At 71.0% G+C, this 22,100-nt stretch carries 13 protein-coding genes; 7 read left to right on the top strand and 6 right to left on the bottom strand.

Going from position 1 to position 22,100, the window contains the following annotated elements:
- Nucleotides 1–72 precede the first annotated feature (72 nt).
- The 4 genes from OG252_RS31785 to OG252_RS31770 all read left to right on the top strand — a co-directional run bounded on the left by OG252_RS31785 (nucleotide 73) and on the right by OG252_RS31770 (nucleotide 10,708).
- Nucleotides 73–6,888, top strand: coding sequence for a polymorphic toxin-type HINT domain-containing protein (locus OG252_RS31785; RefSeq protein ID WP_329340372.1), 6,816 nt, complete (start codon nucleotides 73–75; stop codon nucleotides 6,886–6,888).
- Complete coding sequence (locus OG252_RS31780; protein ID WP_266439288.1) at nucleotides 6,885–7,295, top strand: DUF6896 domain-containing protein; 411 nt, start codon at nucleotides 6,885–6,887, stop codon at nucleotides 7,293–7,295. Before OG252_RS31785 ends, OG252_RS31780 begins: the two co-directional genes overlap by 4 nt.
- A 217-nt stretch (nucleotides 7,296–7,512) precedes the next feature.
- A complete protein-coding gene (locus OG252_RS31775) occupies nucleotides 7,513–9,708 on the top strand; it encodes an ArnT family glycosyltransferase (RefSeq protein ID WP_329340369.1) in 2,196 nt (731 codons plus the stop codon).
- 190 nt (nucleotides 9,709–9,898) lie between these two features.
- Nucleotides 9,899–10,708, top strand: coding sequence for an endonuclease I family protein (locus OG252_RS31770; protein ID WP_266439285.1), 810 nt, complete (start codon nucleotides 9,899–9,901; stop codon nucleotides 10,706–10,708).
- 37 nt (nucleotides 10,709–10,745) lie between these two features.
- Here OG252_RS31770 and OG252_RS31765 read toward each other — a convergent pair whose 3' ends face one another.
- Complete coding sequence (locus OG252_RS31765) at nucleotides 10,746–11,747, bottom strand: phosphotransferase enzyme family protein (RefSeq protein WP_329340367.1); 1,002 nt, start codon at nucleotides 11,745–11,747, stop codon at nucleotides 10,746–10,748.
- Between the two features lie 128 nt (nucleotides 11,748–11,875).
- Here OG252_RS31765 and OG252_RS31760 point away from each other — a divergent pair, with 128 nt between their 5' ends.
- Nucleotides 11,876–12,520, top strand: a complete 645-nt coding sequence (locus OG252_RS31760; protein ID WP_329340365.1) for a class I SAM-dependent methyltransferase — start codon at nucleotides 11,876–11,878, stop codon at nucleotides 12,518–12,520.
- A gap of 8 nt (nucleotides 12,521–12,528) precedes the next feature.
- Here the strand turns inward: OG252_RS31760 and OG252_RS31755 are convergent, their stop codons facing one another.
- The 3 genes from OG252_RS31755 to OG252_RS31745 all read right to left on the bottom strand — a co-directional run bounded on the left by OG252_RS31755 (nucleotide 12,529) and on the right by OG252_RS31745 (nucleotide 16,740).
- On the bottom strand, nucleotides 12,529–14,214 hold the full coding sequence (locus OG252_RS31755) for a thiamine pyrophosphate-binding protein (protein WP_329340363.1): 1,686 nt from the start codon (nucleotides 14,212–14,214) through the stop codon (nucleotides 12,529–12,531).
- Nucleotides 14,211–15,191 carry an agmatinase gene (speB, locus tag OG252_RS31750; protein ID WP_329340361.1) on the bottom strand — a complete coding sequence of 327 codons (981 nt, stop codon included), beginning with the start codon at nucleotides 15,189–15,191 and terminating at the stop codon, nucleotides 14,211–14,213. Before speB ends, OG252_RS31755 begins: the two co-directional genes overlap by 4 nt.
- An 88-nt stretch (nucleotides 15,192–15,279) precedes the next feature.
- Nucleotides 15,280–16,740 (bottom strand): sodium:solute symporter, encoded by a 1,461-nt coding sequence (locus OG252_RS31745; RefSeq protein WP_329340359.1) that lies wholly within the window; start codon nucleotides 16,738–16,740, stop codon nucleotides 15,280–15,282.
- A gap of 122 nt (nucleotides 16,741–16,862) precedes the next feature.
- Here OG252_RS31745 and OG252_RS31740 point away from each other — a divergent pair, with 122 nt between their 5' ends.
- Both OG252_RS31740 and OG252_RS31735 read left to right on the top strand, forming a co-directional pair.
- Nucleotides 16,863–19,010 (top strand): PucR family transcriptional regulator ligand-binding domain-containing protein, encoded by a 2,148-nt coding sequence (locus OG252_RS31740; RefSeq protein WP_329340357.1) that lies wholly within the window; start codon nucleotides 16,863–16,865, stop codon nucleotides 19,008–19,010.
- A gap of 73 nt (nucleotides 19,011–19,083) precedes the next feature.
- Entirely contained in the window at nucleotides 19,084–19,872 is a 789-nt protein-coding gene (locus tag OG252_RS31735) for a phosphatase (protein ID WP_266439272.1), read from the top strand.
- A 9-nt stretch (nucleotides 19,873–19,881) separates the two neighbouring features.
- On the opposite strand, the gene OG252_RS31730 is transcribed toward OG252_RS31735, so the two are convergent.
- Together OG252_RS31730 and OG252_RS31725 are read right to left on the bottom strand one after the other, a co-directional pair.
- Nucleotides 19,882–20,757, bottom strand: a complete 876-nt coding sequence (locus OG252_RS31730; protein WP_266439270.1) for an acyl-CoA thioesterase — start codon at nucleotides 20,755–20,757, stop codon at nucleotides 19,882–19,884.
- A gap of 35 nt (nucleotides 20,758–20,792) precedes the next feature.
- Nucleotides 20,793–21,950: an acyl-CoA dehydrogenase family protein gene (locus tag OG252_RS31725; RefSeq protein WP_266439268.1), complete on the bottom strand. Its 1,158-nt coding sequence runs from the start codon at nucleotides 21,948–21,950 to the stop codon at nucleotides 20,793–20,795.
- Nucleotides 21,951–22,100 lie beyond the last annotated feature (150 nt).

Here is a 22,100-nt window from a genome sequence, read left to right as displayed (position 1 = left end):
GGGGGAGGTCCTTTAGTGGACCATTTCATAAGACAGTTACGCTATCTCGGCCACTGGCACAGATCCGTTTCCGTGTTCGTGGGGCTCGTGCTGTTCGTCGGACTGATACCCGACGACGCGAGCGCCGCCTCCGGGAGTACCCGGATCTCCGATGTGAAGCGCGATCCGTCCGTTCCCGGGCGGGAGTTCAGCAAGAAGCGCCCGAAGGTCCGCGACGACGTGGCGGGCGACTTCAGACCGGCGGCCGGCAAGGTCGCGACCGGCACGTTCACGACGCTGGTGACCAACAGCCGTGACAAGTTGCCGCAGCGCGCGTCGCTGACCACCGACGCAGCGCCGGGCTCGACCGCCGTGCGGACCAGCATGGTGAAAGCCCGTCAGACATCCACCGCGGCATCCACCGCCAAGAGGGGCGTTCGGGCCCGCGGCCTGACCCCGAAACAGGCGCCCGCGGACGTCGGCACCGCCGTTCAGGTCGAGGTCCAGGACCCGGCCGCCGCCCGCAAGGCGGGCGTACAGGGAGTGCTGTTCACCGCGGCACCCGCGGCCGAGAGCACGACTCCCGCCGCATCCGGCTCCGTCGAACTGGAGTTGGATTACAAGACCTTCAAGGACACCTACGGCGGTGACTGGGGCTCCCGGCTCCACCTCTACCGGCTTCCCGCCTGCGCGCTGACCACGCCCGAGCTGGAGAAGTGCCGTACCCGCACACCGTTGACCGGCGCCAACGACCCGGTCGCGAAGACCGTCACCGGCACCGTCGACCTCGCCGCCGCAAACGCCGCGCCCACTGTCCTCGCCGCGACTGCCGCCGCCTCCGGGCCGGGCGGCAGCCACGAGGCCACCTCGCTGTCGCCGTCCGGTTCCTGGATGGCCGGTTCGTCCTCCGGCGGCTTCTCCTGGGCGTATCCGATCGAGGCTCCCGAGGTGCCCGGCGGCCCGCAGCCCGAGGTCGAACTCTCCTACTCCTCGCAGGCCGTGGACGGCCGTACCGCCTCCACCAGCGCGCAGTCCTCCTGGATCGCCGAGGGCTGGGACTACGAACCCGGCTTCATCGAGCGGCGCTACCGCTCCTGCTCGGACGACAAGGGCGAGGTCGACGGAAAGAAGCCGAACAACACCGGCGACAGCGGAGACCTGTGCTGGGGATCCGACCACGTGGTGATGTCGCTGGGCGGCAACACCACCGAACTCGTCAAGAAGGACGGCACCGACGAGTGGCGTCCCGCCGACGACGACGGCTCCCGCCTGCAGCGCAAGAGCGGCGCCGCCAACGGCTCGAAGGACGGCGAGTACTGGGTCCTGACGACCACCGACGGCACCCAGTACCACTTCGGCCTGAACAAGCTGCCCGGCGCCCCGGACGGCACGGTCACCAACTCGGCCCTCACGGTGCCGGTGTTCGGCAACCACCCGGACGAGCCGTGCCACGCCACCGCGTTCCTGGACTCCGACTGCAAGCAGGTCTACCGCTGGAACCTGGACTACGTCGTCGACCCGCTCGGCGACGCCATGACCCTGTGGTGGACCAAGTGGGCCAACTTCTACGGCCAGAACATGAAGGCCGACCAGCAGGCGTCCTACGACCGCAGCGCGCAGCTCTCGCGCATCGACTACGGCCTGCGTTCCGACAAGCTGTTCGGCGTCCTGCCGGCCGGCCGGGTCGCGTTCACGCTGGCCGAACGGTGCATCGCCGACGCCGCGTTCGACTGCGCGGAGTCCAAGCGGACCACCGCCAACGCCAAGCGCTGGCCGGACACCCCGCTGGACCAGGAGTGCGCGTCGGGCGCCAAGTGCACCGACAAGTACTCGCCGACGTTCTGGTCGACCAAGCGCCTGACGAAGATCAGCACCAGTGTGCTCTCCGGCACCGCGCTGAAGCCCGTCGACTCCTGGGCGCTGGACCAGTCCTTCCCGGCCACCGGTGACGGCACCTCGCCGGCGCTGTGGCTGGAGTCCATCGCCCGCACCGGCCACGGCGCCGGCGCCACCGCCGCCATGCCTAAGGTCACCTTCTCCGGCCTGCAGATGGACAACCGCGTCGACAAGGTGGAGGGCCTGCCGCCCTTCTCCCGCTACCGCGTCCACGCCATCGACACCGAGACCGGCGGCCGCATCGGCGTCACCTACTCGCCACGCGACTGCCAGGCGCTGGAGCCGAAGCGGATGCCGGCGTCGCCCGAGTCCAACACCATGCGCTGCTTCCCGCAGTACTGGACGCCCAAGGGCGCTCTCAACCCGGTGAAGGACTGGTTCCACAAGTACCTCGTCACCGAGGTCCGCGAGGAGGACCTGGTCACCGACAGCCCCGCCAAGGTGACCTCGTACGAGTTCCTCGGCGGCGCCGGATGGGCGTACGACGACAGCGAGTTCACCGAGAACAAGCACCGCACCTGGTCGCAGTACCGCGGCTACGAGCGGGTCCGCACCCGCCAGGGCGGCCAAGACGACGTCAAGCAGCTCACCGAGCACCGCTACTTCCGCGGCCTGCACGGCGACAAGCTGCCCTCAGGCACCCGGTCGTCCACCGTCACCACCAGCGACGGCGCGAACCATGACGACCTGCCGCAGTACCAGGGCCAGTTGCTGGAGCAGATCACCTACGAGTCCGACGGCGGCCCCGTCGACTCGGCGACCGTCACCACCCCCTGGGCGGTGAAGACAGCCACCCGGACCCGTGCCGGAACCACGCCGCTGGAGGCGTGGATGGCCCGCCCCGAGACCGTCCGCACCCGCGAGCGCGTCAAGGGCGACACCTGGCGCACCTCCACCGAGACCACCAAGTACGACAGCTACGGCCTGCCGTACGAGGTGGAGGAGAAGACGCCCGGCGGCAAGGTCCGCTGTTCCACGGTCGGCTACGCCCGCAACACCACGGCGTACCTGATCGAGCTGGAGTCCCGCGAGAGGACGACGCTCGGCGCCTGCGGCACCACCGGCGGCGAGGTCGTCGAGGACACCCGCACGCTGTACGACAACCTGGCCTTCGGCGCGGCCCCCACCAAGGGGCTGCCCACCGAGATCCAGGAGATGAACGCCACCGGCGACGGCTACGTCACCATCGACAAGACCGAGTACGACATCCACGGCCGGGAGACCGCGACCTGGGACACGGACAACCGCAAGACGTGGATCGAGTACACGCCGAAGACCGTGGCGCGTCCGCTCAAGCAGGTCTCCCACGACCCGCTCGAGCACACCGAGACCACGGTGTTCGACGACGTCCGCGGCCTGCCGCTGACCGAGGAGGACGCCAACGGCAAGAAGGCCACGATGGAGTACGACCCGCTGGGCCGGCTCCTGAAGGTCTGGGAGATCGACCGCGACCCGGCGACCCAGACCCCCACGGCCACGTACGACTACACCGTCCGCCGCGACGGCCCGACGATCGTCACCTCGCGCACGCTGAAGGACAACGGCGAGTACGCCGTGTCCTACGAGATCCTCGACGGCCTGCTGCGCGAGCGGCAGACGCAGGACGAGGCGATCGGCGCGGGCCGGATCGTCAACGACACCTTCTACGACAGCGCCGGGCGCCAGTGGAAGGAGAACGACGGCTACTTCAACGACGCCGAGCCCGAGGCGGTCCTCCTCAAGGTCGGGGACAACGCGGTCCCGTCCCAGAACCGCATCACCTTCGACGGCATGGGCCAGCCCACCGCGGAGATCACGTACTACCGCGGCACGGAGAAGCTCCGCACGACGACCGAACGTGACGGGGACGTCTCCACGACGATCCCGCCCAAGGGCGACACGGTCACGGCGACCTTCGAGGACGCCGAGGGCCGCCCGGAGCGGCTGCGCGAGTACACCGACAGCGCGCGTACGAAGTGGCGGGACACCGTCTACGAGTACGACGACCTCGACAACCTCCGCAAGGTGACCGCCCCCGGCGGCGCCGTCACCTCCTTCGAGTTCGACAAGCGGGGCCGCCAGACGGCGGTCACGGATCCCGACGGCGGCCGTACCGAGATCCGGTACGACAACTCCGACAACGTGATCGCGACCGTCGACCCGTCCCAGCGGGCCCTGTACACCACGTACGACGCGGGCGGCCGTCCGACCTCCGTGCGCGAGGGCAGCGACACCGGCCCCAAGCGCCTGGAGTGGACGTACGACACCCTCGCCAAGGGCCTGCCCACGGCGCAGATCCGCTACGACAACGGCCGTGAGTACCGCGAGGAGATCACCGCGTACGACAACGCCTACCGGGTGAAGTCGTCGAAGACGGTGATCCCCGTCGAGGAGACGGGCCTGGCCGGCACGTACGAGTACGAGTACTCCTACACGCCGACCGGCAACCTCGCCTGGGTGTCCGTGCCAGGTGTGGGCGGTCTGGTCACCGAGCGGGTCGTCTTCCGCTACAACTCCGACGACCTGCCGATCGCCATGGGTGGCGCGTCCACGTACCTCGCGGACGTCGAGTACTCGGCGTTCGGCGAGATCCTGCGCACGGACGCGGGTCCGGCCGGCAAGAAGCTGTACGGCACCTACGTCTACGACGAGTTCACGCGTCGGCTCCAGACGGCCACCTTCGACCGCTCGGTCGCCCCGGGCCGCATCAGCGAGACGCGGTACGGGTACGACGAGGCCGGCAACGTCACCAAGATCACCGACGTGCCCGGCAGCGCGGCGCCCGGAGCGGGCGGGACGGACACGCAGTGCTTCGTCTACGACCAGCTGCGCCAGATGTCCTCGGCCTGGACGGCGAAGACGGACGACTGCACGGCGGCTCCGTCCAAGGACACCGTCGGCGGTCCGGACGCCTACTGGAACACGTACGCGTACGACACGGCGGGCAACCGCAAGACCCTCGTCGAGCACGACCCGACGGGCGACACCACCAAGGACGTCACCCGCTCGTACGTGTACGGCAAGGCGGGCGTCGGCGGCCCGAACGCGCTCGCGGAGATCAAGTCCGTGGGCCCGCAGGGGGAACGCCTCAACACCTTCTCCTACGACAAGGCCGGCAACACCACGGGACGCCAGCACGGCGGCACCAACCAGACCCTCGAGTACGACATCGAGGGCCAGCTCCGCAAGGTGACCCAGCCCGTCGAGGGCGGCGGCACGAAGACCACGTCGTACCTCTACGGGGCGGACGGCGATCGCCTGATCCGCACCGGCGCGGACGGCAGCCGCACCCTCTACCTCGCCGACGCGGAACTGACCGTCAACGCGGCCAACACCAGCGCGAAGGCGGAACGGTTCTACGGGAACCCGGACGGCTCGACGACGGTCCGTGCGACCGGCGGTGTCCGTCAGATGATGCTCGCCGACCACCACGGCACGTCCCACACGGTCGTGGACATGGTGGACCCGGCGATGGGCGTCACTCGGCGCAAGTCGACGCCGTTCGGTGAGGCACGGGGGCAGCAGCCCACCACCTGGCCGGGACAGCGCGGCTTCGTCGGCGGCACGGTCGACCAGGACACGGGTCTGACCCGGCTGGGCGTTCGTGACTACGACCCGGTGACGGGCCGGTTCATCCAGGTCGACCCGATGGTCGACTACGGCAATCCGGGCACGATGAACCCGTATGCCTACAGCAACAACGCGCCGGCCACGTTCTCCGATCCGTCCGGGGCGTTCTTCCCGATCCTGATCGGCATCGCGGCCCGTATCGCCATCCAGGCGGCGATCCGCGCGGCGGCCCGTCGGGCGGCGATCATCGCGGCCCGCAAGGCGGCCCAGGCGGCGGCCCGTCGTGCCGCGGCCCTGGCCCGCAAGCGGGCCCTCGAGGCGGCCAAGCGCGCCGCGGCCAAGGCCCGCCGGGAGGCGGCCCGCAAGGCGGCTGCCGCCAAGCGGGCGGCGGCCAAACGGGCAGCGGCCCGGGCGGCGGCCAAGCGTGCGGCGGCGAGAAGAGCGGCGGCACAGGCGAGGGCCCGCGCGGCCCGAGCGGCGGCCAGGAAGGCGGCAGCCCGTAGGGCCGCGGCCCGCAAGGCGGCGGCCCGCCCGAAGCCGCGCGCCAAGCCGCGTTCCCAGCCGAAGCCGCGTCCGAAACCGTCGCAGGTGAAACGGGCGGTGAAGAAGGTCGCGAAGGAGGTCCGGGAAGAGGCAAAGGAAACGGTCAAGGACGAGGCCGAGGGTGCGGCCTGCGAGGCCAACAGCTTCACGCCCGGCACGAGAGTCCTGATGGCCGACGGCACCACGAAGGCGATCGAGAAGGTCAGAGCCGGCGACAAGGTCATGGCCACCGACCCGAAGACGGGGAAGACCTCCGTCCAGACGGCCGCGGCGACGATCATCGGCAAGGGCGCCAAGCGACTGGTGAAGGTGACGCTGTCGATCCACGACGGCTCCACCGCCGCGGCCAGAACCACCACGGTCACCGCCACCGCCGGACACCCCTTCTGGGTCCCGTCGCTGCGGGAGTGGATCGATGCCGACGAACTGAAGCCGGGCCAGTGGCTCCTGACAGCCTCGGGCACCTGGATCCAGGTCGACGCGGTCCAGGCGTGGACGGCCACGAAGGCGACGGTGCACAACCTGACCGTCACGGACGTCCACACGTACTACGTGCTGGCGGGTGCCGAACCGGTCCTCGTGCACAACTGCTCCATCAGCCCTCACCAACTTGAGCGGACGGAGCAGCTCGGGGGCAAGGCCGACCGGGCGATCGTCGACACGATCGCCGACAGCATGTCCAGGGACGGCTGGGTCGGTGCGCCCATCGAGGTCTTCGAGCACTTGAACAGGCGCTACATCATCAATGGCCACCATCGGGTCTCGGCGGCCAAGAAGGCGGGGATCGACGTTCGCTATCGAGCCCTTACGCTTGACGAGGTCAAGGCCTACAACTACAAATCCGCCGACGAAGTAGTCTGGGCGTCTGTCGAAGTGGGCGGGGACTTCCCCGAGGAGCGCAGAGGACGGAGGCGACGGTGAGCCAGTCGGGCGAAGCCGAGACCTGCGTGCGTTCCTTCCTGCACGCGCACAAGCTCATCAGAACCGAATTGGCGGGCACCTACCCCCAGTTCGACCGGCTGAAGAACGTCCTCAAGGCGGTCCGGGCGGGAGAGCTCGACCGAAGGGCCCGCTCGGACACCGGCTTCTCGTACGCGGTCCACGGCCGCGGATGCCGGATGACCGGAGCCGATGGGACCGAAGTCGACATGGACCTGCTCCTGGACGGGTCGGAGGCATTCGACGCCTGGCGCCTGGAGGTCTTCGCGCGAAGCGCCGACTGGGACCCAGTGCCGTCCAGAGAGGGCCTCGTACAGGCGTGCCGGGACATGGTGCGTCAGGGAATCCTCGACGAGCCGGAGTCGGAATGGTTCCGCATCATCGAATGACGGGCCATCTCTGAAGAGGAAGCTCCCGGCCGACACCTCGTCGGCCGGGAGCTTCGTCGCCTTACGAAGAGTGTCCGTTGCGTGCCCCCTCCGCAACCTCCCGGGACAGAGCACCTGGTGCACCGAGCCGCACACTCTTACCGGTATCTCATCCATCCACAGGCTCCCCCCAGGCAAGGCACAGTCCGCGCCCATCCGGCGCAGGCATCGTGCCCGGGTGACATCAGCCACCGATCCCCACCTCCACCCGACCGTGACCCCCGACCTGCCGCCGCCGGCCCCGCCCGCGGCGCCTGAGGACACGGCACCCCGCTGGTCGCTCCCCGCGCTGATCGCGATCATGATCCTGGCGGCGGTGCTCTACGCCTGGAACCTGTCCGGCTCGGGCCTGAACAGCTTCTACAGCGCGGCCGTGCTGAGCGGCACGCAGAGCTGGAAGGCCTGGTTCTTCGGCTCGTTGGACGCCGGGAACTTCATCACCGTCGACAAGCCGCCCTTCGCGCTGATGGTCATGGGCCTGTCGTGCCGGATCCTCGGGTACGGCACCTGGCAGATGATGGCGCCGGTGATCGCGGCCGCGCTCGGCACGATCTGGATCCTGCACTCGTCCGTGAAGCGGGTGTTCGGGCACGCGGCGGCGGCCGTCGCCGCGCTGGTCCTCGCCCTGACCCCGATCACGGTCGCCATCAACCGCGACAACAACCCCGACACGCTGCTGGTGCTGCTGATGGTGGGCGGTGCGGCGCTGGCCCTGCGGGCGGTCCGCACCGACCGGCTGTTGCCGCTGATCGGCTCCGCGGTGTGCTTCGGGCTCGCCTTCAACACCAAGATGCTCCAGGGCTACATCGCCCTGCCGGCCGTCTTCGCCGTGTACGTGTACGCGTCGAGGCTCGGCTGGAGAAAGAAGGCCGTGCACCTGGCTCTGGCGGCCGTGGCACTCGCCGTCTCCAGCTTCTGGTGGGCGGCGGCCGTGTCCTTGGTCCCCGCCTCCTCGCGGCCGTACATCGGCGGCTCGACGGACGGCAGCGCCTGGAACCTGATCATGGGTTACAACGGCCTGGGCCGGATCTTCGGCGGCGAGGGCAACGGCGGGGGCGGAGGCGGCGGGGGCGGCGGCTTCTCCGGTACGGCGGGCCTCGGGCGCCTCTTCAACGACGTTCTCGGCGGCCAGATCTCCTGGCTGATCCCCTTCGCGGCGATCGCCTGCGCCGGCGGCCTGGTGCTGTGCGGCCGAGCGCCACGTACGGACGTGACACGGGCCGCGCTGGTGCTGTGGGGCGGCTGGACCGCGCTGCACTACCTGACGTTCGCCATGGCCGAGGGCACCATGCACCCGTACTACACAACCGCGCTCGCCCCGGGCATCGCGGCACTGTGCGGGGGCGGCGGCGTCCTGCTGCTGCGCGCCTTCCGCGCCGACCGGCGCTGGGTGTGGGTGCTGCCGGCGGCGCTGGCCGTCACGGCGCTCTGGTCCGTCGTACTGCTGCGCCGGGCCTCCGGCTGGAACACCTGGCTGTGGCCGACGGTCGCGGTGGTCATGGCGCTGGCGATCGCGGGTCTGCTCGTCTTCCGCTCCGGCAACCGGGTACGGCTGCTGGCGGCCTCGGTGGTCGCGGCGATCGTCGCCGCGGTGGCGGGCCCGGCCGCGTACGCCTGGTCGGTGCCGTCCGGGTCGGGCGGCGGAGGCGGTATGGGCGGGGGTACGAACCCGACGGCCGGGCCGTCGACGGGGAGCGGCTTCGGGGGTGGCCCCGGTGGGGGCGGTGCCGGCGGCCGGGGTGACTTCGGTGGCGGTGAGCTGCCGGGCGGGCAGGCGGGGGGACAGCAACAGGGCGACAGCGGCGGTCAGATGACGCCCGGCGGCGGCAACGGCGAACTGCCCGGCGGCCAGAGCGGCGACCAGAGCGGCGGCCAGGCTCCGGGCGGTGCCGGTGAAACAGGCGGTACGCCGCCCGGGGGCACCGGCGTTACCACCGGCCGCGGTGGCATGGGCGGCGGTGGCATGGGCGGCGGTGGCATGGGCGGCGGCGCGAGCAGCGAGCTCGTCGCATACCTGGAGAAGCACCAGGACGGCGCCAAGTGGCTGTTGGCCGTGTCGAGTTCGCAGAGTGCCGCGCAGCTCATCGTCAGCAGCGGCGAGCCCGTCATCTCCATGTGGGGCTGGTCCGGCAGCGACAAGGCGATGACACTCGCCAAGCTCAAGGAGCTGGTGAAGAAGGGCGAGTTGCACTACGTCCAGCTCGGTGGCGGCGGCATGGGCGGCGGTATGGGTGATTCCGGCGTCAGCTCGGCGGTCACGGCATGGGTGCAGAAGAACGGGACGGCGGTGAAGGAGAGCGAGTACAACTCGGCCTCCTCCTCGCAGAGCAGCACGTCGACGGTCTACCGCCTGGACGCGTCGGACGTCGGCTGAGCCAAGCCCCGACACAACGCCCCCTGGCCACTGGTCAGGGGGCGTTTTGGTATGTCAACTCGCGTAGACAAGGGGCAAATTGCCGGTTTCGGTCATCTGATCGACATGTTCAGTTCATGGACACGGCCGCATGTCCATGTCACGCTCCCGATTGCCCGCTCAATCAACCCGCGTAGAACGGACACCCCCGATGCCCGTCACCTCCATACGCACGCGCCGCTGGAAGCCCGTGGCGTTCGCCGTCTCCGCCGTCCTGGTCGGCCTCGCCGCTCCCGCGCTGACCGCGACCCCGGCCGCGGCCACCACGACCGCGTACGACGCGACGTACTACAAGAACGCGATCGGCAAGACGGGGACGAGCCTGAAGTCGTCCCTCCACACGATCATCACCCCCCAGACGAAGCTCTCGTACTCGGCCGTCTGGGAAGCGCTGAAGGTCACCGACCAGGACCCGAACAACAGCAGCAACGTCAAGCTGCTCTACTCCGGGATCTCCCGCAGCAAGACCCTGAACGGCGGCAACACCGGCAACTGGAACCGCGAGCACGTGTGGGCGCAGTCCCACGGCGACTTCGGCACCTCGGCCGGCCCCGGCACCGACCTGCACCACCTGCGCCCCGAGGACGTCCAGGTCAACAGCATCCGCGGCAACAAGGACTTCGACAACGGCGGCAGCAGCTTCACCAACTCCGGTGGCAGCCTCACCGACTCGAACTCCTTCGAGCCCCGCGCCGCCGTCAAGGGCGACGTGGCCCGCATGATCCTGTACATGGCCGTCCGCTACGAGGGCGACGACAGCTGGCCCGACCTGGAGCCCAACGACGCGGTGACCAACGGCAGCGTCCCCCTCCACGGCCGACTCTCAGTCCTCAAGGCATGGAACGAGGCGGACCCGCCGGACGCCTTCGAGGAGCGCCGTCAGAACCTCATCTACTCCAACTACCAGGGCAACCGGAACCCGTTCATCGACCACCCGGAGTGGGTCGAGGCGATCTGGTAGCAGCACGGCGGAAGGGGCCCGGCCGAAGAGACCGAGATCAGGCCGGGCCCTCGATCGCTTCCGCCAAGCGCGCTACGGCGGCCAGGCCCGGCAGGCTCCGCAGAGAAGCGACGACCCGATCGCTGCCGAACGCGCGCTGCGCGGCGGTCACGGTCGGATCGACCGCGCACTCGGCCTGTACGTAGACGAAGTTCAGGTCCGTCGCGAAGAGCATCGAGAAGGACTCCAGGCCCTTGACGGCTCCGGGGCCTCCGGCATCCCGATACGCCCGCACCAGCTGCCGTGCGGAATCGGCGTGGAAGTCGTTCCCGCCCGCCCATACGTACACGGCACGGGCAAGCTCCCGCTCCGCCGATATGACCCCGGCGTTGTCCCAGTCGAGGAGCACCGGCCCGGCCGGACCGACCAGCACGTTCTGGGGCTGCATGTCGAGATGGGACGTCACCAGACCTCCGGGACCGGACGGCGTGACGTAGCGCGCCAACTCCGCCGCCGAGGTGGCGATGAACCGGCCCAGCGCGTCCGCCCACGGCATGCCGGCCCGCTGAGTCTCCTTGTGCAGCTGCTCCCAGTCGGCTTCCTGCGGGCACTGCTCGTACCAGTCACTCGGCGCCCCGGCGGCGGCGCCCTCCCCTGCCCTGTGCAGCAGGGCCAGCGTCCGGCCGCACCAGCTCAGCATCTCCGGCTCGGAAGGGTCCGCCCGCGTCCCCTCGACCCAGTCGTACAGCTTCACGTACGACCCGCCGAGCGAGGGCGTGAGCTGTGAGACGTACGCGCCATCGCGGTTCGGCATGAGCCGCGGTGAGGAGATCCCCAGCTGCTCCGAGGCGTTCCGCAGTGCGGCTTCCCGGCCGACCTGCCGCTCGTCACAGCCGAAGAGCAGCTCCTTCACCGCCCAGGAGGTGCCGGTCCCGTTCGCGTTCCCGGGCGCCGACAGCTTCCAGATCTGCCCCAGCGCGCCACGAGTGACCGGTGTCATCGTCCACGGTCCGGGGCCGAGCGCGTAGGTGTCCGCGATGAATTCGGCTGTGCTGTGCATGGAGGCGCCTCTCCGGCTGCGTGGTTGGGCTCTCAAGACTCGCGTGATCGCTGCCGGCCCTCTCAACTGGCCCCGGCAATTGGCTTGTTCCGGGACGACGTATGGCCGAGCCCGTTACTGTCGAGGGCATGGCAATCAATGAGGATGCCCTGCTGGCGGAGCAGATTGCTTACTACCGGGCCCGTGCGCCCGAGTACGACCGGGTCTATGCCGAGCGTGCGGACCTGCGCGAGCTTCTGACCGCGGTCGACGACCTCCCGATCGCCGGGGACGTCCTGGAGCTGGCCTGCGGAACGGGGCAGTGGACCGGGGCATTGGCCGCGCGGGCGCGCTCGGTGACCGCTGTCGACGCCTCACCGGAGGTGCTGGGCATCGCCCGGGCTCGGGCGGCCTCCCCGGACGTCCGGTTCGATCAGGCCGACCTGTTCCGGTGGCGGCCGCCGCGCCGCTACGACACCGTGTTCTTCGCCTTCTGGCTCTCCCACGTCCCGCCGTCCCGGATGGGCGACTTCTGGGACACCGTCGCCGCCGCGCTCGCACCGCACGGCAAAGTGGTCTTCATCGACGAGGGCCCCGCCGCGGCCGCCCGTGAGGACGTGGCCGCGGAGGTGCGTCGGCTCGACGACGGCAGCCGGTACCGCATCGTGAAGGTCTTCCATGACCCTGGGCAACTGACCAACACACTCGCCGCGTTGGGGTGGTCGGCCGACATCCGGCCGCGGGGAGAGTTCCTGGTCGGCATCGCGGAACCGCGTTCCGCGACCGCCGGCTGACCGTCGCCTCAGCCCAGATGCGTCGCCGCGAACATCCGCAGCACCGCCGGGAGGACGACCACCGCGGGCCCGGGTGACGCCAGCGCCTTCGACAGGTCGTCCGACAGGGTCTCCGGGCTCGTGCGGACCCCGGGGACGCCGAAGGACTCGGCCAGGGCCACGTAGTCCGGGCGGGTCAGTTCCGTCGCCGTCGCCTCGCCGAAGGCGTCCGTCATGTACTCGCGGAGGATGCCGTAGCCGCCGTCGTCGACGATCAGCCAGGTGACGTTCAGGTCGTACTGGCGGGCGGTGGCCAGTTCGGCGATCGAGTAGAGGGCGCCGCCGTCGCCCGAGACCGCGAGCACCGGTCGGGTAGGGTCGGCTGCCGCCGCGCCCAGGGCGGCCGGGTAGGCGTAGCCGAGGCCGCCGGCGCCCTGGGCGGAGTGCATGTGGTTCGGGCCCTTGGCGTCGAAGGCCGACCAGGCCCAGTAGGCGAGGATCGTCATGTCCCAGAAGGACGGGGAGTCGGCGGGCAGTGCCTTGCGGACGGACGCCAACACGTCCTGTTCCAGGGTGAGTTCCTGGGAGGCGAGGCGTTCGGCGACCTTTGCGAGGAGCTCACGGACACGCTCCGGCGCGGAAGCGTCCGAGCGCTCGGACACCGTCTCCAGCAGCGCCTGCAACGCCAGTCGCGCGTCCGCGTGGATGCCCAGCGCCGGGTGGTTGGACTCCAGTTTGCCGAGGTCCGCCTCGATCTGGACGACCCGGCCGCGCGGCTTGAACGTGTGGTAGTTGGAGGAGAGTTCGCCGAGGCCCGAGCCGACCACCAGGAGTACGTCCGCGTCCTCGAGGAAGTCGGTCGTGTGCCGGTCCTCGATCCAGGACTGGAGGGACAGCGGGTGCTTCCAGGGGAACGCGCCCTTGCCGCCGGGTGTGGTGACGACCGGGGCCTTCAACACCTCGGCCAGCAGCTTCAGCTTGCCCGACGCGTCCGCCCGTACGACTCCCCCGCCCGCGATGATCGCGGGCCGCTCCGCGCGCGACAGCAGGTCGGCCGCCACCGCCGTCAGTTCGGGGCGCGGCGGCAGCTCCTCGGGGAAGGCGTCGCCGCCCGTCACCACCGGGATGGTCGTCTCGGCCAGCAGCACGTCCTGGGGGATCTCCACCCACACCGGACCGTGCGGGGCGGAGAGCGCCGACTTCCAGGCCGCCTCGATCGCGGACGGGATCTGGGACTGGGCGCGAACCGTGTGAACCGACTTCACGACCCCCCGGAACGAGGCCGACTGGTCCGGCAGTTCATGCAGATAGCCATGGCGGCCGCCGCCCAGCCCCGCCGTCGGGATCTGGCTGCTGATCGCCAGGACGGGGGCGGACGCGGCGGCGGCCTCTTGGAGCGCCGCCAGCGACGTCAGCGCACCCGGCCCCGTCGACAGCAGCAGCGGGGCCGCCTCGCCCGTGATCCGGCCGTACGCGTCCGCCGCGAAGCCCGCGTTGTTCTCCACCCGCAGGCCGATGTACCGCAGGTCGGAGCGGCGCAGCGCGTCGAACATCCCCAGCGCGTGCTGGCCGGGCAGACCGAAGACGGTCGTCGTGCCGAGCGCGGCCAGGGTCTCCACGACCAGGTCTCCGCCGTTGCGGCCGGGAGGAGGGTTCAGCGCGGCGGAGATCTGCCCCTCCGTCGGGCGGAGCACCAGGTCGTGGTCGTGAGTCACTTCGCTTCCGAGTCCTTCCGGGCGGTTGCGATCTGCCGGGACATGATCGTGGTCAGTTCGTACGCCGTGTGGGATGCCGCCACCGACGTGATCTCCGCGTGATCGTACGCGGGGGCCACCTCGACGACATCCGCCGAGACCAGGTTGCAGGACGCCAGGCCCCGCAGGATCTCCAGCAGCTCGCGGGAGGTCATGCCGCCCGCCTCGGGGGTGCCGGTGCCGGGCGCGTGCGCCGGGTCGAGGCAGTCGATGTCGATGGAGATGTAGAGGGGACGGTCGCCGATGCGCTGGCGGAGCTGGTCGGCCACCTCGTCGGCGCCCCGCCGGTAGACATCGGAGGACGTGACGATGCCGAAGCCCAGCTTCTCGTCGTCGGTGAGGTCCTGCTTGCCGTAGAGGGGGCCGCGGATGCCGACGTGCGACAGCGCCGACGTGTCCAGGATCCCCTCCTCCACCGCCCGCCGGAACGGCGTGCCGTGCGTGTACTCGGCGCCGAAGTACGTGTCCCAGGTGTCGAGATGCGCGTCGAAGTGCAGCAGCGCCACCGGACCGTGCTGCTTGGCGACGGACCGCAGCAGCGGCAGCGCGATGGTGTGGTCGCCGCCCAGGGTCATCAGCCGGGCGCCGGTCCCCAGCAGATCGTCGGCGGCGGCCTCGATCGTCTCGACCGCCTCGTTGATGTGGAACGGGTTCACGGCGATGTCGCCGCCGTCCGCCACCTGGGCGAGGGCGAAGGGGGACGCGTCCTGCGCCGGGTTGTACGGCCGCAGCAGCCGGGACGCCTCGCGGATCGCGTTGCCGCCGAAGCGGGCGCCCGGCCGGTACGAGACGCCCGAGTCGAACGGCACCCCGACCACGGCGACGTCGGCACGGCCGACCTCGTCGAGGCGGGGCAGCCGGGCGAAGGTCGCGGGACCGGCGTACCGCGGGATGCGGGACGAGTCGACGGGGCCGCGGGGGGTCTCGTTGCTGCTCATGAGGTACTGCCTTCTTTCTTACGCTTCATCCGCTTCATCGCGTATGGAGTGTTATGTACTGCTTCTCGTACGACTTTACGGGGCCGGGCTACTGGGGAGCCGGGACCGGCGTGGTCGCGACGTCGGGCGCCCGCCCGGCGAGGCGCTCGCGCCAGGCCGCGAGGACGGCGGCGTCGGTGGGCTTCGTCGCCAGGGAGACGACGAGGTACACGGCCAGGGAGGACAACAGGCCGTAGTAGACGGGCTCGTTGGCGAGAATGCCGTAGGACGCCATCAGGCCGATGACCGCGATGCCGCCGACGATCACGGAGGCGAGGGCGCCCTGCACGGTGCCGCGCTTCCACAGGAGGCCGCCGAGGATCGGGACGAGGAGGCCGCCGACGAGGAGGTTGTAGGCGACGGTCAGCGCCTCGACGACGTTGTTCAGCGCGATGGCCGTACAGATCACCGCCACGCCCATGACGAGGATGAAGGCGCGGTTGCCCCTGACCTCGTCGTGCTCCTCACCGGGCCCCCGGACCATTCCCCGCAGCCGCGACCAGATGTCGTTGTTGGCGACGGTGGCGCAGGCGATGAGCGCGCCGGAGGACGTCGACATGACGGCCGCGAGCGCGGCGGCCAGCACCAACCCCCTCACGCCCATCGGGAGTTCGTCCTTCACGATCGTCGCGAAGGCGTCGTCCGCGTTGGCCAGGTTCGGGTAGAGCACCTTGGCCGCCGTACCGATGACGGCGCCGGCGAGGGCGTACACGAGACAGTAGGTACCCGCGACCGTACCGCCCCACTTCGCCGTCGTGTCGCTGCGCGCGGTGAACACGCGCTGCCAGATGTCCTGCCCGATGAGCATGCCGAACGTGTAGATCAGCACGTAGGTGAAGATCGTCTCGCCGCCGATGCCCAGCGGGTCGAAGTACTCGGTGGGCAGCTGCGCCTTCATCTCGCTGAAGCCGCCCGCCTTCACGACGGCGATGGGGAGCAGCAGGAGCAGGACGCCGACGGTCTTCACCACGAACTGCACCATGTCCGTCAGCGTGATCGACCACATGCCGCCGAGGGTCGAGTACGCGACGACGATCGAGCCGCCGAGGACGATCGCGACGGTGCGGTTCATGTCGAAGAGGACGTCGAAGATCGTGGCGTACGCGATGGTCGAGGTGACGGCGAGCATGAGGGTGTACGCCCACATGACCACGCCGGAGATGACCCCGGCCCGGCCGCCGTAGCGAAGGTCCAGCATCTCGGAGACGGTGTAGACCTTGAGGCGGGCGATGCGGGCGGAGAAGAAGACGGACAGGGCCAGCAGCCCGAGGCCGATGGTGAAGACCATCCAGGCGCCGGAGAGGCCGTACTGGTAGCCGAGGCCCACGCCGCCGATGGTGGAGGCGCCGCCGAGGACGATGGCGGCCATGGTGCCGGAGTACATGGCGGGGCCCAGCCGCCGTCCGGCGACCAGGAAGTCGCTCTTCGACTTGGCGCGGCGCATGCCCCACCAGCCCATGGCCAGCATGCCTGCCAGATAGACGACGATCACTGCGTAGTCGACGGCCACGGGGCCCTCCTTCACTCGGTGTCGCCTGCGGGTGACGAGCACCGACACTAGGTGGCCGGAAAGCGACTGCGAAGTGTACGTTTCATCCATTCGAGCAACTCCGAGTGGAGGGAACGTCCACCATGTCGGACCCCGCTGTCCCTCCCACCCCACCGGTCCCGCTGGCGGCTCTCCTGGCCCGTGAGGACCTCGCCCTGCGGCAGATCGCGGGGCCGTCCGACCCGGACATCGTCATCCACTGGGCGCACACCTCTGAGATGGCGGACCCGTACCCGTACCTGCTGGGCGGCGAGCTGCTGCTGACGGCCGGGGTGCACATCCCGGAGGCGGCCGGCTCGGGCACGTACTTCGACGACTACGTCGCCCGGATCGTCGCGGCGGGCGGCGCGGCCCTCGGCTTCGGGGTGGCGCCGGTGCACGACACGGTGCCGCGGGCGCTGGTCGCGGCCTGCGAGGCGTACGAGCTGCCGCTGGTGGAGGTCCCGCCGCAGACCACCTTCTCGGGCGTGGCCCGCGCGGTCTGGCAGCTGATGGCCCAGGCCCGCCTCGCCGAACTCCGCCGCGTCACCGAGGCCCAGCAGAGCCTGGCCGCCGCGGCCTCCCGCCCCGACCCGATCCCCTCCGTCCTGCACCGGCTCGCCCAGCGCGTGGGCGGCCGGGCGGTGCTGTACGGGCCGGAGGGAACCGAGATCGCGGCGGCGGGACGGGCGGAGCCGGGGCGCGGGGTGCCGGAGGCCCTGGCCGGATTGGCGGAGGTCGTGCGACCGAGCACCGCGTCCGAGCGGCCCGGCGGGGCGCCGCCGACGGCAGGCGGGGTGCGGGAAACCCCCGCCGGGTTGGCGGAGGCGGTGCGGCCCGGTACTGCCTCCCGGCGGCCCGGCGGGGCGCCGCCACCACCGGCAGGCGGGGGGCGGGAAACCCCGGCCGGGACGGCCGAGACCGTGCGACCCGGTACCGCCTCCCGGCGGCCCGGCGGGGCCCCACCGCCGGCAGGCGGGGGGCGGGAAACTCCGGCCGGGACGGCGGAGGCCGTGCGGCCGAGTACCGCCTCCCAGCGGCCCGGCGGGGCACCGCCACCACCGGCAGGCGAGGTGCGAGAAACCCCGGCCGGGACGGCGGAGGCCATGCGACCCGGTACCGCCCCCCAGCGGCCCGGTGGGGCGCCGCCGCGGCAGGGCGAGCCGCTCGCCGCGGACCGCACGGCCCCGGCCGCCGGCGGCTCGGCGGGCTCTGATGCCACCGGCGGCTCGGCGTTCTCTGATGCCACCGGCGGAGCCGCGGGTCCGGGTGCCACCCGCGGCTCCGCGGGCCCTGGTGCCACCCACAGCTCCGCCGGCCCCGGTGCCACCCGCGGCACCGCGGGCCCCGGTGCCACCGGCGCCCGCATCACTCCGGTCGCCGGCGGCTCGTCGGCCTCTGGTGCCGCCGGCGCCCGTCCCGCGACCAGCCTCCCCGCCGCCGCCCCCACCCCCACCTCCGCCACTGACACCATCGCCGGCACCCACCTCTCCGCCTACGCCCTCGGGGCCGGTCAGGGCTTCGTGCTCGGCGTCACCGCCCCGCGGCGACAACCCGGGGATCACGCCATCGCGTCCGTCGCCGCCGTGCTGCTGGCCCTGCTCACCGGCGAGCACCAGAGCGGTACGGGGGCGGCCAGATCCTCCGCGCTGGTACGGGTACTGCTGGGCGCCGCGCCGGAGGCGGTCGCGCCGCTCCTCGGCGGGGAGCGGTGGGTCGTCGTGCACGCGCGGCCGGACGGCCACGCTCCCGACGCCGTGGCGTCCTCCGCGCTGGGCGCATCGCTCGGCTCGCCGCTGGTCGACCTGGCGCGGGACGTCGTACGGGTGCTCGTGCCGGCCGAGCGGGAACCGGCGCCGCAGCCCGGCTGGACGCTGGGCGTCAGCGCCGCCGTCGGTCCGGGCGAGTGGGCCTCCGCCGACGCCCAGGCGGGCCGTGCCCTGGCCAGGGCCCGGGCCACCCGCACGCCGCTGGTCCGGCACGGAGCCCGCCCGGCCCTGGCCGACCTGGTCCCTGAGGAGGAGGCCGAGGCGCACGCCCGGGCGCTGCTCGCGCCCCTCACCCCCGTGCTCGCCGAGACGCTGCGCACCTGGCTGTCGCTGCACGGCAGTTGGGACCGTACGGCGGTGGCGCTGGGCGTGCACCGCAACACCGTGCGGCAGCGCATCGCCCGGTGCGCGGCGCTGCTGGCGGCGGACCTGGACGAGCCGGACGTACGGATGGAGCTGTGGTTCGCGCTGCGGCGGCTCTGACCACCACGTGACCCACGTCCCAGCGTGCGGGACGACGGGTGTTCGCACGGAGGTCTGCCTCACAATGGGGGACATGCCGATATCCGGGACCCCCAGCCGCGACGAGCTCGTCGAGCACCTTGTGAAGACCCGTATCGCGGGCGACGTCGCCACCCCGCGTGAGAACAACCTCTCCCACTACCGCCAGCTCGCCAACGGCGTCCGCAACTTCTGGCTCGGCCTGGAGCTCGGCGACCGCTGGACCGACGAGCAGGACGTGCTCGCGGTGATGGCGGAGCGGGTGGGTGTGAACGACGACCCGGAGTTCCGCTACGGCCAGGACACCATCGACCCCCAGCTGACGGTGGCCGGCCTGGAGCGCATGGCGGGCCGACTGCGCAAGGCGGCCGACGGACAGCAGCGGGTCCTGTTCGCCACCGGCCACCCCGGCGGCCTGCTCGACGTGCACCGGGCCACGGCCGACGCCCTGCGCACGGCCGGCTGCGAGATCGTGGTCATCCCGGACGGGCTGCAGACGGACGAGGGCTACGTCATGCAGTTCGCGGACGTGGCGGTCCTGGAGCACGGCGCCACCCTGTGGCACACCCACTCGGGCGAGCCGATGAAGGCCATCCTCACCGCCCTGGAGCGCGCGGGCCGCCCGCTGCCCGACCTGGTCGTCGCCGACCACGGCTGGGCGGGCTACGCCGGGCAGCACGGCGTCGACTCCGTCGGATACGCCGACTGCAACGACCCGGCGCTGTTCCTCGCGGAGGCGGAGGGCACGGTCCAGGTGTCGGTCCCGCTCGACGACCATGTGGTCAGCCCGCGCTACTACGACCCGATGACGGCGTATCTGTTGGCGGAGGCGGGGCTGGCCTAGGGCCGGTCGTCACCGAGGGGCGCGGACCACGCCTTCCTGGATGACCGAGATGGCCAGCTGCCCGTCCTGCGTGTAGATGCGGGCCTGGCCGAGGCCGCGGCCGCCGTGGGCCGAGGGCGACTCCTGGTCGTAGAGGAGCCATTCGTCGGCGCGGAACGGGCGGTGGAACCACATCGCGTGGTCCAGGGAGGCGCCGACGACGTCACCGACCGCCCAGCCGCCGCGGCCGTGCGCGAGGAGCACCGAGTCGAGGAGCGTCATGTCGGAGACGTACGTGGCGAGGACGACGTGCAGCAGCGGTTCGTCGATGGCACCGCCGAGTTTGCCGTTGGTGCGGAACCAGACCTGGGAGTGCGGTTCGCGCGGCTCGCCGAAGGTGCCGTACGGCGGCTCGTCGACGTAGCGCAGGTCGATCGCCTCGCGCGCCTCCAGGAACCTCTCCACGACCTCCGGGTCGAGGTGGCCGTAGCCGCGTAGCCGCTCCTCGGAGGTGGGCAGCGTGACGGGGTCGACGGAGAGCGGCATCGGAGCCTGGTGTTCGAAGCCCTCCTCGTGCCGCTGGAAGGAGGCGGACAGCGCGAAGATCGGCTGTCCGTGCTGGACGGCGACGACGCGGCGCGCGGTGAAGGAACGGCCGTCGTTCATACGGTCGACCGTGTAGACGATCGGCGCGCCGGGGTCGCCGGGACGCAGGAAGTACGCGTGGAGCGAGTGGGCGAGGCGGTCCTCGGGGACCGTTCGCCCGGCGGCGACGAGCGCCTGGGCCGCGACCTGCCCGCCGAAGACGCGTGGGACGACGGCGGACCGGGACCGGCCGCGGAAGATGTCCACCTCGATCTGCTCGATGTCGAGCAGATCGAGGAGACTCTGTAGTGCCTGACTCATGCAGTCATTTCTACTGGTCAGTGTTTTCCGGAGCCTTACAGGCCCATGTCCTTCGCGATGATCGTCTTCATGATCTCGCTGGTGCCGCCGTAGATGCGGTTGACGCGGTTGTCCGCGTACAGGCGGGCGATCGGGTACTCGTTCATGAAGCCGTACCCACCGTGCAGCTGGAGGCAGCGGTCGATCACGCGGTGCGCGACCTCGGTGCAGAACAGCTTGGCGCTGGCGGCCTCGGCGGGGGTCAGCTCGCCCGCGTCGAGGGCCTCGAGCGCGCGGTCGGCGACGGCCTCGGCCGCGTCCACCTCGGCCTGGCAGGCGGCCAGTTCGAACTTGGTGTTCTGGAAGGAGGCGACGGTCTTGCCGAAGACGGTGCGGTCCTGCACGTACTCCTTGGCGAACCGGACCGCGGCCTTGGCCTGGGCGTAGGCGCCGAAGGCGATGCCCCAGCGCTCGGAGGCCAGGTTGTGGCCGAGGTAGTAGAAGCCCTTGTTCTCCTCGCCGAGGAGGTCCTCGACGGGGACCTTGACGTCTACGAACGCCAGCTCGGCGGTGTCGGAGGTCTTCAGGCCGAGCTTGTCGAGCTTGCGGCCGATGGAGTAGCCCTCGGACTTGGTGTCCACCGCGAAGAGGGAGATGCCGAAGCGGCGGTCCTCGGCGGTGGGCGCGGAGGTGCGGGCGCAGACGATCACGCGGTCGGCGTGGACGCCGCCGGTGATGAAGGTCTTGGAGCCGTTGAGGACGTAGTGCGTGCCGTCCTCGGAGAGCTTGGCGGTGGTCTTCATGCCCGCGAGGTCGGAGCCGGTGCCCGGCTCGGTCATCGCGAGCGCCCACATCTCCTCGCCGGAGACGAACTTCGGCAGGAAGCGCTTCTTCTGCTCGTCGGTGGCGAGCATCTTGATGTACGGCAGGCCGAGCAGCACGTGCACGCCGGAGCCGCCGAACTGGACGCCCGCGCGCGCGGTCTCCTCGTACATCACGGCTTCGAACTTGTACGAGTCGATGCCGGCGCCGCCGTACTCCTCGTCGACGCGGATGCCGAAGACGCCGAGCTCGGCGAGCTTGTAGTAGAAGTCGCGCGGCGCCTGGCCTGCCGCGAACCACTCGTCGTAGACCGGGACGACCTCGGCCTCGATGAAGGCGCGCAGGGTCTCCCGGAACGCCTCGTGATCCTCGTTGAACACCGTACGGCGCACCGCGCCACCTCCACGTACTCTCGGCATGTCTAAGCGCTTGCTCACTTACCGTACCGGTGAGTAGGAAGGCGCGTCCAGGTAACGCTCGTCACGTAAACCCCGGAGCCCCGCACAAGCCCGCAGCCGCCGACGGTGCTCCGCCCCCATGAG

It is taken from the genome of Streptomyces sp. NBC_01352, assembly GCF_036237295.1.
In the GTDB taxonomy this organism is placed as follows: Bacteria; Actinomycetota; Actinomycetes; order Streptomycetales; family Streptomycetaceae; genus Streptomyces; species Streptomyces plumbiresistens.
Note: the sequence above shows the minus strand (reverse complement) of the source record. Positions and strands in the feature narration are given on the sequence as shown.

What these genes read in the sequence shown, in the direction of transcription:
- OG252_RS31770 (WP_266439285.1), top strand. Translation starts at nt 9,899, where the DNA reads ATGCCCGTCACCTCCATACGCACGCGCCGCTGGAAGCCCGTGGCGTTC.
- OG252_RS31765 (WP_329340367.1), bottom strand. Translation starts at nt 11,747, where the DNA reads ATGCACAGCACAGCCGAATTCATCGCGGACACCTACGCGCTCGGCCCC.
- OG252_RS31760 (WP_329340365.1), top strand. Translation starts at nt 11,876, where the DNA reads ATGGCAATCAATGAGGATGCCCTGCTGGCGGAGCAGATTGCTTACTAC.
- speB (WP_329340361.1), bottom strand. Translation starts at nt 15,191, where the DNA reads ATGAGCAGCAACGAGACCCCCCGCGGCCCCGTCGACTCGTCCCGCATC.
- OG252_RS31740 (WP_329340357.1), top strand. Translation starts at nt 16,863, where the DNA reads ATGTCGGACCCCGCTGTCCCTCCCACCCCACCGGTCCCGCTGGCGGCT.
- OG252_RS31735 (WP_266439272.1), top strand. Translation starts at nt 19,084, where the DNA reads ATGCCGATATCCGGGACCCCCAGCCGCGACGAGCTCGTCGAGCACCTT.
- OG252_RS31730 (WP_266439270.1), bottom strand. Translation starts at nt 20,757, where the DNA reads ATGAGTCAGGCACTACAGAGTCTCCTCGATCTGCTCGACATCGAGCAG.